At 58.7% G+C, this 15,558-nt stretch carries 14 protein-coding genes; 11 read left to right on the forward strand and 3 right to left on the reverse strand.

Going from position 1 to position 15,558, the window contains the following annotated elements; translation table 11 throughout:
* The first annotated feature begins 186 nt into the window (after nucleotides 1-186).
* From EOK75_RS12745 to EOK75_RS12795, 11 genes are all read left to right on the forward strand, one after another.
* On the forward strand, nucleotides 187-1,197 hold the full coding sequence (locus EOK75_RS12745) for a BMP family protein (RefSeq protein WP_420821942.1): 1,011 nt from the start codon (nucleotides 187-189) through the stop codon (nucleotides 1,195-1,197).
* Nucleotides 1,194-2,729 (forward strand): ABC transporter ATP-binding protein, encoded by a 1,536-nt coding sequence (locus EOK75_RS12750; RefSeq protein WP_240794107.1) that lies wholly within the window; start codon nucleotides 1,194-1,196, stop codon nucleotides 2,727-2,729. Before EOK75_RS12745 ends, EOK75_RS12750 begins: the two co-directional genes overlap by 4 nt.
* A complete protein-coding gene (locus EOK75_RS12755; protein WP_137194465.1) occupies nucleotides 2,719-3,768 on the forward strand; it encodes an ABC transporter permease in 1,050 nt (349 codons plus the stop codon). The genes EOK75_RS12750 and EOK75_RS12755 overlap by 11 nt, the downstream gene beginning before the upstream one ends.
* Entirely contained in the window at nucleotides 3,765-4,712 is a 948-nt protein-coding gene (locus tag EOK75_RS12760) for an ABC transporter permease (RefSeq protein ID WP_137194466.1), read from the forward strand. Before EOK75_RS12755 ends, EOK75_RS12760 begins: the two co-directional genes overlap by 4 nt.
* Nucleotides 4,712-5,998, forward strand: a complete 1,287-nt coding sequence (locus EOK75_RS12765) for an amidohydrolase family protein (RefSeq protein ID WP_137194467.1) — start codon at nucleotides 4,712-4,714, stop codon at nucleotides 5,996-5,998. The genes EOK75_RS12760 and EOK75_RS12765 overlap by 1 nt, the downstream gene beginning before the upstream one ends.
* Nucleotides 5,999-6,080: 82 nt before the next feature.
* Nucleotides 6,081-6,587: a peptide-methionine (S)-S-oxide reductase MsrA gene (msrA, locus tag EOK75_RS12770; RefSeq protein ID WP_137194468.1), complete on the forward strand. Its 507-nt coding sequence runs from the start codon at nucleotides 6,081-6,083 to the stop codon at nucleotides 6,585-6,587.
* An 18-nt stretch (nucleotides 6,588-6,605) separates the two neighbouring features.
* Nucleotides 6,606-8,087: a protein adenylyltransferase SelO gene (locus EOK75_RS12775; protein WP_137194469.1), complete on the forward strand. Its 1,482-nt coding sequence runs from the start codon at nucleotides 6,606-6,608 to the stop codon at nucleotides 8,085-8,087.
* A gap of 252 nt (nucleotides 8,088-8,339) precedes the next feature.
* On the forward strand, nucleotides 8,340-9,440 hold the full coding sequence (locus tag EOK75_RS12780) for an ABC transporter ATP-binding protein (protein WP_137194470.1): 1,101 nt from the start codon (nucleotides 8,340-8,342) through the stop codon (nucleotides 9,438-9,440).
* A gap of 83 nt (nucleotides 9,441-9,523) precedes the next feature.
* The gene (locus tag EOK75_RS12785; RefSeq protein ID WP_137194471.1) at nucleotides 9,524-10,600 is read left to right on the forward strand and encodes an ABC transporter substrate-binding protein; all 1,077 of its coding nucleotides are present in this window, start codon (nucleotides 9,524-9,526) and stop codon (nucleotides 10,598-10,600) included.
* A 242-nt stretch (nucleotides 10,601-10,842) separates the two neighbouring features.
* A complete protein-coding gene (locus EOK75_RS12790) occupies nucleotides 10,843-12,105 on the forward strand; it encodes an ABC transporter permease (RefSeq protein ID WP_137194472.1) in 1,263 nt (420 codons plus the stop codon).
* Between the two features lie 7 nt (nucleotides 12,106-12,112).
* A complete protein-coding gene (locus tag EOK75_RS12795) occupies nucleotides 12,113-13,024 on the forward strand; it encodes an ABC transporter permease (RefSeq protein ID WP_137194473.1) in 912 nt (303 codons plus the stop codon).
* 2 nt (nucleotides 13,025-13,026) lie between these two features.
* On the opposite strand, the gene EOK75_RS12800 is transcribed toward EOK75_RS12795, so the two are convergent.
* Genes EOK75_RS12800 through EOK75_RS12810 form a run of 3 tightly spaced genes read right to left on the reverse strand, consistent with a single transcriptional unit; the run spans nucleotide 13,027 to nucleotide 15,556 of the window.
* A complete protein-coding gene (locus tag EOK75_RS12800; protein WP_137194474.1) occupies nucleotides 13,027-13,959 on the reverse strand; it encodes an AEC family transporter in 933 nt (310 codons plus the stop codon).
* Nucleotides 13,956-14,774 carry an MBL fold metallo-hydrolase gene (locus EOK75_RS12805; RefSeq protein ID WP_137194475.1) on the reverse strand — a complete coding sequence of 273 codons (819 nt, stop codon included), beginning with the start codon at nucleotides 14,772-14,774 and terminating at the stop codon, nucleotides 13,956-13,958. The genes EOK75_RS12800 and EOK75_RS12805 overlap by 4 nt, the downstream gene beginning before the upstream one ends.
* The gene (locus EOK75_RS12810; protein WP_137194476.1) at nucleotides 14,771-15,556 is read right to left on the reverse strand and encodes a TatD family hydrolase; all 786 of its coding nucleotides are present in this window, start codon (nucleotides 15,554-15,556) and stop codon (nucleotides 14,771-14,773) included. The genes EOK75_RS12805 and EOK75_RS12810 overlap by 4 nt, the downstream gene beginning before the upstream one ends.
* Nucleotides 15,557-15,558 lie beyond the last annotated feature (2 nt).

Here is a 15,558-nt window from a genome sequence, read left to right on the forward strand (position 1 = left end):
AAGGCATTGGCCTTCTTGCGCGCAGCTCGCTATGTTTTCACAGACATGTCCCGCTTGCGGGGGAATGTGGAGGTTGCAGCAGCCCGCGCGCTTTGCCAGATATAGCGGAAGAGTGCGGCTGTGACGAATCGCGGGCGCCATGACATTGTGTAAAAACGTATAAAACAAACAGGGATAGGGTCTGCCATGCATAAGATGACGTATTCAACCACGCGGCGCGGCCTGCTGATGGGGGCGGGCGCCGTTTTGGGCGCGGGCCTGATGCCGGACCTTCTGCGCGCGCAGACCCCTGTGAAAGTCGCAGGCATTTATACCGTCCCGGTAGAGCAGCAATGGGTGGGCCGCATCCACCTTGCGGCCGAGGCGGCAAAGGCGGCGGGGCAGGTTGATTACAGCTTTACCGAAAACGTCTCCAATACCGACTATCCGCGCGTGATGCGTGAATATGCCGAGGCAGGCGTGCAGCTGATCGTGGGTGAGATTTTCGGCGTAGAGCAAGAAGCCCGCGAGGTTGCGGCCGACTATCCCGATGTGGCCTTCCTGATGGGCTCCAGCTTTCCGCCGGATGATGCGGTTCCGAACCTTGCAGTCTTTGATAACTACATCCAGGATGCCAGCTATCTATCTGGGATCATTGCGGGGTCCATGACCAAGGGCAATATCGGCATGGTCGGCGGCTTTCCGATCCCCGAGGTGAACCGCCTGATGCATGCCTTCATGGCCGGCGCCCGTGAGGCCAATCCTGACATCACCTTTCAGGTTAGCTTCATCGGCTCGTGGTTCGATCCGCCAAAGGCGAAAGAGACCGCCTTTGCGATGATAGAAAACGGGGCGGATATGCTCTATGCCGAACGTTTTGGTGTCTCGGATGCCGCGATGGAAAAAGGCATTCTGGCCATCGGTAACGTGATCGACACGCAGGCTGATTATCCCGAAACGGTCGTCGCCTCGGCCATTTGGCATTTTGAGCCAACCTTTGCCGCAGCCCTTGCTGCCGTGCAAGCGGGCGCGTTCAAGGCCGATAACTACGGCGTTTACTCCTATATGAAAGAGGGCGGCTGCTCGCTTGCGCCGCTTGGCACCTTTGAGGGTAAGGTTCCGGCTGAGGCGCTGGCGCTGGTGGCCGAGAAGGAAGCCGCGATCAAGGACGGCTCTCTCGTGGTTGAGGTCAACGACACAGAGCCGAAATCCTCGTGACGGCAACAAAAAACAAGGCGCAGGAGATTGTCCTGCGCCTTGACCGGATCACAAAACGTTTCGGCGCGCTGACCGCCAATGACGCGATCAGCATGACGCTGGCACGCGGCGAGGTTATTGCCTTGCTGGGGGAAAACGGTGCGGGCAAAACCACATTGATGAATATCCTCTTTGGCCAATATACCGCCGAAGAGGGGCAGGTAGAGGTGTTCGGCAAGCCGCTGCCACCCGGCAATCCGCGCGCTGCTTTGGCGGCGGGCCTCGGGATGGTGCATCAACATTTCACGCTGGCCGATAACCTGACCGTGCTGGAAAACATCCAGCTTGGCACCGTGCCCTTGTGGCGCGCCGCTTTGGGACAGGCCAAGGCCCGCGCGAAACTGGCACAGCTTGCGACGGATTTCGGGCTGGGGGTGGACCCGGAAGCACGTGTCGGCAGCCTGACCGTGGGCGAACGCCAAAGGGTAGAGATCCTCAAGGCGCTTTACCGCGATGCGCGGATCCTGATTTTGGATGAGCCGACCGCCGTGCTGACCCCGCAAGAAAGCGATGCACTGTTTGATACCCTGCGCCGTGCGGTTGCCAAGGGGCTTTCGGTTATTTTTATTTCGCATAAGTTACATGAGGTTATGGCGCTTTCTTCACGCGTTTTGGTGTTGCGGCATGGCAAGCTTGTGGGCGAGGTTGAAACGGCCGGAACTGATCGTCATGCCCTTGCCGCGATGATGGTTGGCGCAGAGGTAACACCCCCCGCCGTAACCCCCGTCACCCCAGGTCCGGCGCTTTTGACTTTGCGAGAGGTTTTTACCCCCACCATCGGCGCCGCGCCGGGGCTGAACAGCATAAATCTTGCGCTGCGTGCGGGGCAGATTACGGGGTTGGCGGGGGTTTCCGGCAACGGTCAAGCGGCCCTGTCGGATTTGATTTCCGGCTTGATCACCCCGCAATCGGGCAGCTTGGACGGGGCGGGTGGAATGCGCTGGTCGCCGCGTGCGGCCATCGCGGCGGGGATCGCGCGCATCCCCGAGGATCGGCATAAAACCGGCACCATCGCGGATTTCTCGCTGACCGAAAACGCCATTCTGGAAACCTACAATCAAGCCCCCTACAGCAAATGGGGTCTGATGAACTGGGGTGCGGCCGAAGAACACACCCGCCATCTGATCGACGAATATGACGTACGCTGTCCCGGCCCGCATGGGCCCATCCGGCAATTGTCGGGGGGCAATATGCAAAAGCTGATTTTGGGGCGTGTGCTGGATGCTGCGCCGCGCATCATCCTTGCGAACCAGCCTGTGCGCGGGCTTGATATCGGTGCGATTTCCTATGTACACAGCCAACTTCTGGCGGCCAGAAATGCGGGGGCGGCGGTCTTGTTGATATCAGAAGACTTAGATGAAATCATGGCCTTATCGGATGTAATTCATGTAATCTCTGAAGGGCAATTTTCCCCCGAATTCCTGCGCGGAGAAAAAACCGCCGCCGAGCTTGGGCTATGGATGGCCGGACAGGGGTTTGACCGTGCGGCTTGAACCTATTGCCAATCCCAGCCTCGCGCGCCGTCTTGGTTTTCCGGCCATTGCCCTTGTGGTCACTGTGGTGATCGCAAGCCTGCTGGCCGCCATTGCGGGGGCCAATCCGTTGCTGACCTTGGGGCTGGTGCTCAAGGGGGCTGCGGGTTCCAAATTCGCACTGTTGGAAACCCTGAACCGTGCCACCCCGCTGATCTTTACCGGCCTTGCCATCGCCGTCGCCTTTCGGGCCAAGCTCTGGAATATCGGGGCTGAGGCACAGCTTTATGCGGGTGCAATTGTCACGGTGGTTCTGGGCACTTCGGTGCTTTCGGGGATGGGCGGCGCGGCACTGCCGATTGTCGCTTTGGGCGCGATGGTGGCGGGGGCGGTGGTCTTGCTGGGGCCGGTGATTTTGAAAACCCGCTTTGGTGTGGATGAGGTGGTGACGACCCTGCTGTTCAACTTCATCATGCTGCTGTTGGTGTCTTATCTTTTGGAGGGTCCGATGAAGGATCCGATGGGGATGGGTTGGCCAAAATCGGCGCCTTTGGACCGTGCTTTGCGCTTGCCTCGCATTGTCGAGGGGTTGCGGCTGCATTGGGGCTTTGGCGTGGCGTTGATCGCGGCGGGGCTGGTGTGGTTTGTGCAGGCCCGCACCACCTTGGGATATGAGATGCGCGCCGTGGGCTTGAACCCGCAGGCCGCACGTTTTGCAGGCATTCCGGTCAACGGCGTTCTGGTAAAAACCGCGCTTTTGTCGGGTGGTTTGGCCGCCCTTGCCGGATTTTCCGAGGTGGCAGGGCTGAAGGGGCATCTGAGCCAGGATTTGTCGCCGGGCTTTGGCTATACTGGGATTATCGTCGCGATGCTGGCGCTGCTGCATCCGTTGGGGGTTGTGATTACCGCGATCTTTGTCGCCGGTATTTTTGTCGGTGCCGACAGCATGAGCCGCGCCGCCGGTGTGCCGACCTATATCGCCGATTTGATGCTGGCCACGGGGTTGCTGTTGATGGTTCTGGCAATCGGTTTGACCAAATTCAGGGTGGTGCGGGGATGAGCATGCTTTTCGATATCCTGCTGACCGCCAGCTTTTGGGCCGCGGCTGTGCGCATCGCCTCGCCGCTGATCTTTGCCACGATGGGAGAGTTGATTTGCGAACGTGCGGGTATTTTGAACCTCGGGATTGAGGGGATCATGGTCATCGGGGCGTTTTCCGGCTGGATGGCGGTTTATTTGGGCATGGGGCTTTGGGGCGGAGTTGCGGTGGCGATGCTGGCGGGGATGCTTTTTGGGCTTTTGCATGCCACGCTTACGGTGCCTTTTGGGCTAAGCCAGCATGTGGTGGGGCTGGGGGTGACGTTGCTTGCGACTTCGACCAGCTATTTCGCCTACAGGCTGATCCTGCCCGAGGTGACAAGCCCGCCCAAGATCACCCCGTTCCAACCTTTGGAGATCCCCTATCTCGTTGATATCCCGCTGATCGGCCCTGCGCTATTCGCGCAGACAGCGCTGACCTATGCCGCCTTTGCGGTGGTGGCGATCACGGCGATCACGTTGTACCGGACCCCTTTGGGCCTTGCCATTCGAGCCGCGGGCGAAAGCCCCGGCGCGGTTGCCGCACAGGGGCTTTCGGTGACGGGGCTGCGGATGGGGGCGGTGATTGTGGGTTCCGGCCTGATGGCGGTGGGCGGTGCGTTTTTGACGCTTTCGGCATTCTCCAGCTTCTTTTTCGAGATGGTCAACGGGCGCGGTTGGATCTGTATCGCGCTGGTGGTCTTTGGCGCGTGGCGACCGGGAAAGGCGCTGTTGGGGGCGTTGCTTTTTGCCGGGTTTGACGCCTTGCAAATCCGCTTACAACAAACGCCGATTGGACAGGCGGTACCCTATCAGATGTTCCTGATGGCGCCGTATATATTGTCCATTCTGGCATTGATTTTGATGTCGCGTCGGGCGCAGGTTCCGGCAGCACTTATGCAACCGTTCAACAAAGGGGAACGTTGATGTTCGATCTTTTGGTCAAGGGCGGTACGTTGCCCGATGGCACCCGTGCCGATATTGGAATTGTCGGCGACCGTATCACCGCCATGGGGCAGTTGCCCGAGAATGCCGCGCAGACCATTGATGCGACCGGCGATCTGGTCAGCCCGCCCTTTGTCGATCCGCATTTTCATCTGGATGCGACGCTGTCTTATGGCATGCCGCGACTCAATACCTCGGGTACGCTGTTGGAGGGGATCAACCTTTGGGGCGAGCTGCGCGAGATTGCGACTGTGGATGAGATGATTGCCCGCGCGCTGGATTATTGTGACTGGGCGGTGTCGATGGGGCTGTTGGCGATCCGCAGCCATGTCGATACCACCCCTGACCATATGCGTGGCGTCGAGGCGATGCTGGAGGTCAAGCGCATCGTCGCACCCTATCTGGATCTGCAACTGGTGGCATTTCCACAAGACGGGTTCTACCGCACCAAAACCGGCCGTGAAAACCTGTTGCGCGCGCTGGATATGGGGGTCGAGGTTGTCGGCGGCATCCCGCATTTTGAGCGCACGATGGCCCAAGGCGCGGCCTCGGTAACTGAATTGGCGGAGCTGGCGGCGGATCGCGGCTTGATGTTGGATTTCCATTGCGATGAAAGCGATGATCCCATGTCGCGCCACGTGGAAACGCTGGCCCATGAGGTGACGCGCCTTGGTCTTGGTGGGCGGGCGACGGCGAGCCATCTGACCTCAATGCATTCGATGGACAATTACTATGTGTCGAAACTGCTGCCGCTGATTGCGGAATCGGGGCTGACGGCAATATCCAACCCGTTGATTAATATCACCATTCAGGGGCGGCATGATACGTTTCCAAAACGGCGTGGGTTAACCCGTGTGCGCGAAATGCAGGCGCATGGTATCACCGTGGGTTGGGGGCAGGATTGCGTGCTGGACCCGTGGTACAGCCTTGGGACGGCGGATATGCTGGACGTGGCCTTTATGGGGCTGCATGTGGCGCAGATGACCTCACCGGCCGAAATGGCCCGTTGTTTTGAGATGGTCACAACGCAAAATGCTGCCATCATGAACCTGCCCGATTACGGGTTGCGGGTCGGGGCGCAGGCCTCGCTGGTGGTGCTGGATGCCGCCGGTCCCATTGAGGCGTTGCGCCTGCGGCCGGATCGTTTGGCGGTGGTTTCCAAGGGCAAGCTGGTGTCACAGCGGCCGCGTAATGATGCGCAGCTTTCGCTCTCGGGGCGGCCCGCCTCTTTGCGCAGGCGCCACCATACCGGAATCACCAAGGCTTGAAACGCAGCCCTCGATGCCCATATCCAAACCTTAACGGGGTACCCTCTGGCAGGGCGCCCTATGACATGAAAAGGATCGAGACATGACGCAGGAACGTGCCGTTTTGGCGGGGGGATGCTTTTGGGGGATGGAGGATCTGATCCGCAAGCTTCCCGGTGTAATCGCGACCCGTGTCGGTTATACTGGCGGGGATGTGGCCAATGCCACCTACCGCAACCACGGCACCCATGCCGAGGGTATCGAGATTATTTTCGATCCCTCGAAAACCAGCTTTCGTGCGCTTTTGGCGTTTTTCTTTCAGATCCATGACCCGACCACGCCAAACCGGCAGGGCAACGACATGGGCCTGTCGTACCGTTCCGCGATATATTACACGGATGAGGCGCAAAAATCCGTGGCAGAGGATGTGATTGCCGATGTCGATGCCTCTGGCCTGTGGCCCGGCAAGGTGGTGACGGAACTGGAACCCGTGGGTGATTTCTGGGAGGCAGAGCCAGAGCATCAGGATTATCTGGAGCGCCGCCCCGACGGTTACACCTGCCATTTTGTGCGCCCCGATTGGGTGCTGCCCGAACGCGCCCGCGACTGATCAACAGGAGGCAACGCCATGACCGCCCAACCCGATTTCGGCTTTGCCTTTGACAACAGCTATGCTCGCGACCTCGAGGGGTTTTATGTCGATTGGCAAGGCACAGCGGCCCCGTCGCCCGAGGTGATCTGCCTTAATCTTGCGCTGGCCGAAGGCCTTGGTTTGGACGCCGCGGCGTTGACGGGCGATGCGGGCGCGCAGATCCTTTCGGGGGCGGTTGCACCTGCGGGGGCGCATCCTTTGGCGATGGCCTATGCGGGGCATCAGTTCGGTGGCTTCTCGCCGCAGCTGGGGGACGGGCGCGCGCTTTTGCTGGGCGAGGTGATCGACAAGCAAGGGCGGCGGCGTGATATCCACCTCAAAGGCTCTGGCCGGACACCGTTTTCGCGTGGTGGCGATGGCAAGGCGGTGCTTGGGCCGGTGCTGCGAGAGTATTTGATGGGCGAGGCGATGCACGCGCTGGGTATTCCCACAACCCGCGCCTTGGCCGCAACCGCCACGGGGCAAAGCGTGATGCGCGAGGGCGGGCCGCAGCCCGGTGCGGTGCTGGCCCGTGTCGCAGACAGCCATCTGCGCGTCGGCAGCTTTCAGTTCTTTGCCGCCCGAGGCGAGGTGGCGCGGACCCGCCAACTGCTGGCCTATTGCATCGCCCGCCATGATCCCGATCTGGCAGGCAAGCCTGATGCCGCGCTGCTGTTCTTGCGCAATGTGATCAAACGGCAGGCGGATCTGGTGGCGCAATGGATGGGGGTCGGTTTTATCCACGGGGTGATGAATACCGATAACACCACGATTTCCGGCGAAACCATCGACTACGGACCTTGTGCCTTCATGGATCAATATGACCCAGCGACGGTGTTTTCTTCGATCGACAGGCAGGGGCGCTATGCCTATGGCAACCAGCCCGCGGTTGCACGTTGGAACCTTGCGCGGCTGGCCGAAACGCTTTTACCCTTGCTGGCCGAGGATGAGGAAGAGGCCATCCGCCTTGCGACCGGTGAGATTGACGGCTTTATCGCACAGCATGAGGCGGCTTGGCTGAAGGTTATGCGCGCCAAGCTTGGCCTAAAGGTGCCGCAAGAAGGCGACGCTGCCTTGGCCACGACGTTCTTGGCGGCGATGGAGGGGCAGGGTGCCGATTTCACCAACAGCTTCCGCGCGCTTTCCTCTGTGCTGCGCGGAGAGGAGCGTGCCTTGGCCGCCCAATTCACAGATCCCCAAGTGGCGCTGGATTGGCAGACGCAGTGGCAAGCACGCCTTGCGGCCGAGGGGGAGGACGCAGGGCGGGCCGCCGCCCTTGATGCCGTGAACCCGATCTATATTCCACGCAACCATCTGGTTGAGGCGGCATTAACCGCCGCGGCAAATGGCGACATGCAACCGTTTGAGGTCTTGCACAATGTGTTGGCAGCGCCGTTCACCGCACGCGAGGGCCTGAACAGATTCGCACAGCCCGCCCCTGAAGGTTTTGGCACCTACCGCACCTTTTGCGGGACGTGACTGCAGCGGGCGTTGCCTGCTCTGAAAGCTAATGCGATGTCGGATTGTGCGTTTACTGCGCGCATATTCAGCTGGTTTAGACGCTATTTTCAGGCGCTTTTCCTGTGCAGCGCCTGTTTTTCCATCAATTCGCCTCTATATGCTGCAATTTTTGGGTGGGCATCTGCAATCTGTTGCATAACGTCAGACTATTCGCTTTAGTCTATTCAAAGCAAAGTGCAGGTTACCTGCCGAAACGTCAGGGAGAAAAGGGTGGTCACAGAACCCCAGAACGACGGCTTCGTCGTATTCGATCACGTACAGAAAAGCTATGATGGTGAAACGCTGGTTGTCAAAGATCTGAACCTGTCCATCGCGAAGGGCGAGTTTTTGACGATGTTGGGGCCATCAGGGTCGGGCAAAACCACCTGTCTGATGATGCTGGCAGGGTTTGAAACCGCGACCCATGGCGATATCTTACTTGATGGCAAGCCGATCAACTCGGTCCCGCCGCATAAGCGTGGCATCGGTATGGTTTTCCAGAACTACGCTTTGTTCCCGCATATGACGGTTGGTGAGAACCTCTCCTTTCCCTTGGAAGTGCGCGGCATGGGCAAGTCCGAGCGTGAGGCCAAGATCAAGCGTGCGCTGGATATGGTGCAGATGTTTGACTTCATCAACCGCCGTCCCGCACAGCTTTCGGGCGGCCAGCAGCAGCGGATCGCCTTGGCACGGGCCTTGGTCTTTGATCCCAGCCTTGTCTTGATGGACGAGCCCTTGGGCGCCTTGGACAAACAGCTGCGCGAACATATGCAGTTTGAAATCAAGCACCTGCACGAAAGCCTCGGGATCACCGTTGTCTATGTGACCCACGATCAGGGTGAGGCATTGACCATGTCGGACCGTGTCGCCGTGTTTAACGATGGCCGCATCCAGCAACTCGCCCCCCCGGATGAGCTTTATGAGCGTCCCGACAACGCCTTTGTCGCGCAGTTTATCGGTGAGAATAACAAGCTCGACGGGGTGATTGAGAGTATCTCGGGGAATAAGGCCAAGGTGCGCCTTGCCTCTGGTGAATTAATTGCGGCGACGCCGGTGAATATCGCGGAAAAAGGGGCCAAGACGCTTGTCTCCATCCGGCCTGAACGGGTGGAATTTAAAGCTGATATGATGCCTGCAGATGCGCATATGATCGATGCCGAGGTGCTGGAATTTATCTATATGGGGGATCTGTTCCGCACCCGTTTGCGCGTGGCGGGCCATGATGATTTCGTCATTAAATCCCGCAACACCCAAGGGCAAACGATGCTGCGCCCGGGTGAGAAAATCAAGATTGGCTGGGCACCTGCCGATGCCCGCGCCTTGGTGCCTTAATCTGCTTGCTAAGTAATCGTGATGGGGGAAAGATACCCCCACATGCAAAAAATGATATGTGTAATCTGAAGGGGAGTGTTTTAATGAAAAAGCTATTGATTTTATCCACAGCCATCGGGGGCCTTTCGCTTCCGGCTGTAGCGCAGGAAGTGAACATCATGGGCTGGGGCGGTTCCTATACCGTTAGCCAGGTTGAGGCCTATCACAAGCCATATGCTGAAAAAACCGGCGCCAAGGTGGTCTCTATTGATGCGGACAATCCGGCCACCCCGATCAAGGCGCAGGTTGAGGCGGGCAATGTCAGCTTTGACATCGCGTCGGTTGAATTTGCCGATGCTGTGCGTTTTTGTGACGAGGGCCTGCTGGAGCTGATCGACCCTGCGATCCTGACGCCCGCACCTGACGGGACGCCGGCAATGGATGACTTCCTGCCCGATACCGTGACCGATTGTTTTGTGCCGACGGATGTTTATGCGACCGTTATCGCCTATGACGGCGCGCGCTATGACGGCAAGGAAGCGCCCGCAACCATGGCGGATTTCTTTGACCTTGAAGCCTTCCCGGGCAAACGTGGTGCGCGCAAAAACGCCAAGGTTTTGCTTGAAATGGCTTTGATCGGCGACGGTGTTGCCACCGCTGACATCTATAGCATGCTGGAAACTTCCGAAGGCGTGGACCGCGCCTTTGCCAAGCTGGACGATATCAAATCAGAGATGATCTGGTGGGAAGCAGGCGCGCAGCCTCCGCAGCTTTTGGCGGATGGCGAAGTGGCGATGACCGTGGCCTATAATGGCCGGATCTTCAACGCGAATGTGTCCGAAGGGCGCGAGTTTGAGATCATCTGGGATGGTCAGGTTTATGACGTTGAAGGCTGGGTTGTGCCAAAAGGTGCGCCAAATCTGGAAACGGCCTTGGACTTTATCGCCTATTCCACCAGCACCGAGCCGCTGGCAAAAGCGGCTGAATGGATCAGCTATGGCCCGCCACGTAAATCCTCGGCACCTTTGGTTGGCATGTATCAGGATGGCAAAACCGAGATGGGTCCGAACCTGCCCACAAGCCCCGAAAACATGGGTAACGCCTTGTTCTCTAACCTTGAATTCTGGGCGGACCGTGATGCCGAGTTGAACGAACGTTTCAACGCTTGGCTCTTGCAGTAATCCTTTCTGGCCGGGCTTAGGTCCGGCCATCTACGGATGAACCGGTGCGGCCCCGATGCTTTTGCAACGGGGCCACGCTACGGCAAAAACGCATATATGATAAGACAGGGAATTCTTGTTTTTTTCCGGTCAAGACTACCCGCGATGCGCAGTTGAGTAAGGGTTTCAACGCTTGACTGCTGAACTAGACAAAGCCCCGACAGAGGGCTGATACCGACTTAACCGACAGGGACAAAACCGCCATGGCAAACCCCGATATAACCGCCGAGACAGACGTGCTGCGCACTGTAGACGGACAACCGTTGAAGGCCGCGCTTACCCGTGCCTCGCGCCGCGCCCGTATTCGTGCTTTCTTTCTGGTGGTGCCGCTGCTGATCTTTGTCTTGCTGACATTCGCGGTGCCGATCGGGCAAATGCTGTCGCGATCCTTCACGGATGATAAGTTTTCCGCCAATATGGTGGAACTTGGGGCATGGTTTGATGCCAATGGCGATACCGCACCTGATGAGGCGGCCTATGCGGCCCTTGCCGCCGACCTGAAAACGGCAGCCAAATCGCGGACGGCAGGCAGTATCGGCACGCGAGTCAACTATGAAATTCCGGGCACACGTTCGCTTTTCACCTCGACCGCACGCCGGGCTGACAAGCTGGAGCCACCTTATAAAGGAGCGCTTTTGGCGGCCAATGAAAAATGGGGCCGCCCCGATATCTGGGCGGCTATGCGGTCTGCCTCGGCTGCGGCGACGTTGAATTTTTATCAAGCCGCCCTTGATCGCCAGATCGGTGATAGCGGCAAATTTGAACCGGCCCCCGAGAATAGCCAGATTTACGTCAAGCTGTTCATCCGGACTTTTGTGCTTTCGGTGGTGATTACCGGCCTGTGTCTGCTGCTTGGCTTTCCGGTGGCGCATTTGCTGGCGGTTTTGCCGCTGCGCCATGCAAGCCTGTTGATGATCTTGGTGCTTTTGCCGTTCTGGACCTCGCTTTTGGTGCGCACGACCAGCTGGATGGTACTGCTGCAAGGGCAGGGCGTGATCAATGATGTCTTGGTCAGCCTTGGCATCGTATCCGAAGACGGCCGGTTGGAGATGATGTATAACCAGCTTGGCACGATCATCGCGATGACGCATATCTTGCTGCCGTTCATGATCCTGCCGCTGTACTCGGTGATGAAGACGATCCCGCCAAGCTATGCCCGTGCGGCGCGCAGTCTGGGGGCGACCAGCTGGACCACCTTCCGCCGCATTTATTTGCCGCAAACCGTGTCTGGCATCGGCGCCGGCGGGATTTTGTGCTTCATTCTGGCGGTTGGCTATTACATCACACCGGCCCTTGTCGGCGGTGCGGATGGGACGCTGATTTCCAACCAGATCGCATTCCACATGCAAAAATCGCTGAACTGGTCACTGGCGGCCGCGCTGGCATCGATGCTGCTGGCGGCGGTCTTGATCCTCTATTGGGCTTATGACCGGATTATCGGCATTGATAACATGAAGTTAGGGTAATCGAGATATGGCACTTCCTGTATATGCAGACCGTCTTGAGCGCATCTGGTATTACACCTATCGGGTGATCTGCGCGCTGATCTTCATCTTTTTGATCGCGCCCATCCTGATCATCATGCCGCTATCGTTCAACGTTGAGCCCTATTTCACCTTTACGCCGGAAATGCTGCGGCTTGATCCAGACGGCTATTCGATGCGTTGGTATGACAACCTGCTGACCTTCGGGATGGCGGTGCCGGACGCTGTCCGTGATAGCAGCTGGTGGGCCGATGTCTGGGCCAATGCCCGATGGGTGCAAGCGGCCAAGAACTCTATCCTTGTGGGGTTCTTTTCAACGATTGTGGCCACGGTTTTGGGGACCATCGCCGCGATGGGCCTGTCGCGCCCCGAGATGCCTTATCGCAAGCTGATCATGGCGATTCTGATCTCGCCGATGATCGTGCCGATTATTATCACCGCGACGGGGCTGTTTTTCTTTTATTCCGACATCGGGCTGTCGGGCACCTATTTCGGGTTGGTCATGGCCCATGCCACGCTGGGTATTCCCTTTGTGATCATAACGGTAACGGCGACGATGATGGGGTTTGACCGCTCGCTTATTCGCGCCGCGCAAAACATGGGTGCGGGACCGGTGACGACGTTTTTTAAGGTGCAACTGCCGCTGATTACGCCGGGGGTTGTTTCGGGCGCGCTCTTTGCCTTTGTGACCTCTTTTGATGAGGTGGTCGTGGTCTTGTTCATCGGCAGCCACGAACAGCAAACCATCCCGCGCCAGATGTGGAACGGTATCCGCGAACAGATCAGCCCGTCCATTTTGGCGGTGGCGACGATCCTCGTGATCTTCTCGGTCTGCCTGTTGGCTGTGGTGGAACTGCTGCGCCGCCGGTCCGAACGGATGCGCGGTGTGACGCCTGCGTGACTTTACGGCAATATATGCAGCCAGCCCCAAGCCGTAATAATCAATACGGCCGTTGCAATCAACACGGTGGAGGCCGCGACCCGCTTGGCCACCCCGTACATATTGGCAAAGAGGAAGGCATTGACCCCCGGTGCCATCGCGGCCGTCACCACGGCAGAGCGCAGCTGCTCAACACTGAGGCCAAAGACGAAGCGGCCCAACCCGTAGGTGATGATGGGATGCACGAATAGCGTCAGGCCGCACAGCATGGTGATGGTTTTCATATCCCCCTCGGGACGATAGCGCAGCAATATCCCGCCAAGCCCGAAAAGCGCCGCGGGGATTGCCGCGCGCACCATCATATCCACCGCAGAATTGACCACATTCGGCAAAGGCAGCCCGCTGATATTGACGATAAATCCGGCCAGAATACCGATCACCAAAGGCTGGTGCAGGATAGAGTTCACGACCCGTTGGGACAACGCGGCCTTGCTGACGCCGTGACTGCGCGCGATTTCCATAAAGGTGATGCCCAAAGAGTACAGGATCGGCGAATGGACCGCGATGATCGCATAGTTAGAGGTCAGCGCATCGGCACCATAGGCGCGTTCCGTTATGGGTAGCCCCAGCAGCAGCGAGTTGGAAAAGCTGGCGACAAAGGCAATGGCAACGGCCTCGGGCGGGCTGCGGTCAAAAAAGATCCGCGCCGCGAAATAGGCGATTGCCCCCGCGCCAAGCGCCCCGATGTAAAAGCTGGCCAAAAGGCCGGGATCAAAGCTTTGTGCCAGATCAAGCCGACTGATGGAGCGAAACAAAAGGCAGGGCACGGCAAAGTTCTGCGCGAATTTCATCAGCCCGTCGACGGCGGCCTCATCCACAATACCGCGCCATGCAGCCAGATAACCGGCGCCGATGATCAGGAAAACAGGCAGGATGACATCAAGAAGGGCATTCATTGCGCGCGGCCTGTCGGCGTAATCAGCTCTATCACCATGCCATCATAGGCGGGGGTGATATGGTCCGGAGTTTCCGCCAGCAAGGTCGCGTAATCAAGATCGATATGCATGTTGGTCAGCACCGCGCGGGTTGGGGCGGCGCGTTCGATCCAGCCCAAGGTCATATCAAGGTGGGCATGGGTCGGGTGGGGCTTGCGACGCAGCGCATCCACGACCCAGACATCCAGCCCTTGCAGCAGCGGCCATTCCGCCTCGGGGATCTCGACCGCGTCGGGCAGATAGGCGAGGTTGCCGATACGAAAACCAAGCGCATCCATAGCGCCGTGATGGGCAAGGAAGGGCTGTAAGACAATATCTCCGCCTGCGCCTGATACGGTAACCGGCCCGTCAATCAGGTTCATATCCAAAATCGGCGGATAAGAGGAGCCGGGCGGTTGCACAAAAGCATAGCCAAAGCGGTCAAACAGGGCAGTTTGGGTGGGCGGATCGGCCCAGACCGGCAAGCGCCCGTGCATGTTGAACACAATCTGGCGCAGGTCGTCGATGCCATGCACATGATCGGCATGGGCATGGGTAAAGATCACACCGTCCAGCGTTGCGACATTGGCCGCCAGAAGCTGTTCGCGCATGTCGGGTGAGGTGTCGATCAGCACGCGCGTGGTCCCGACATCTGTTACCCGTTCCACCAGCAGCGAACATCGGCGGCGGCGGTTTTTCGGGTTCGTCGGGTCACAGGCACCCCAATGCCCGCCAATACGCGGCACCCCGCCAGATGACCCGCACCCCAAAATGGTATAGCGCAGCGTGTCGGTCATTTGGCTTTCCAGAACAGACGGTTGAAATTCTCGGTCGTGGCGGCGGCGAAGTCTGGCAGCGAAAGGCCAAAGGCCTCGGCCCCGACCTTTGCGGTATGGGCGGTATAGCTTGGCTCATTGCGCCGGCCCCGGTGGGGGGGCGGTGCCAAATATGGGCTGTCGGTTTCCAGCAAGATCCGGTCCAGCGGGGCGGCGGCGAAAATATCACGCAGGTCTTTGGATTTGGGAAAGGCAGCGATGCCCGACATCGACAAATAGAACCCAAGGTCAAGGCTGGCCTTGGCCAGTTCCGCGCTGGAGGAAAAGCAATGCATGACGCAAGAAAAAGCGCCCTTGCGGTGCTCATCCGTCAGGATCTGGGCCATGTCTTCATCGGCGGCGCGGGCGTGGATGATCAGCGGCAGCTTGGTTTCACGGGCGGCTGTGATGTGGATGCGCAGGCTTTCGCGTTGGATTTCCGCCGATTCAGCCGTGTAATGGTAGTCAAGGCCGCTTTCACCGATGCCGACAAATTTCGGATGCTGGGCGAGGGCGATCAACTCGTCCACGGTTGTCATCGGTTCGCTTGCCACACTCATCGGGTGGGTGCCAGCGGCGTAATAGACCGAAGGGTTTGCCTCGGCGATGGCGCGCACGGCGGGCTCATTCTTCAGCTTGGTGCAGATGGTCACCATGCGCGCCACACCTGCGGCATGGGCGCGGGCGATAATCTCGGGCAGCTCACCTTCGAAATCAGGGAAGTCCAGATGACAATGGCTGTCTACGATCTGCGGAAGGGTCATGG

The organism is Pseudorhodobacter turbinis, from assembly GCF_005234135.1.
Lineage (GTDB): Bacteria > Pseudomonadota > Alphaproteobacteria > Rhodobacterales > Rhodobacteraceae > Pseudorhodobacter > Pseudorhodobacter turbinis.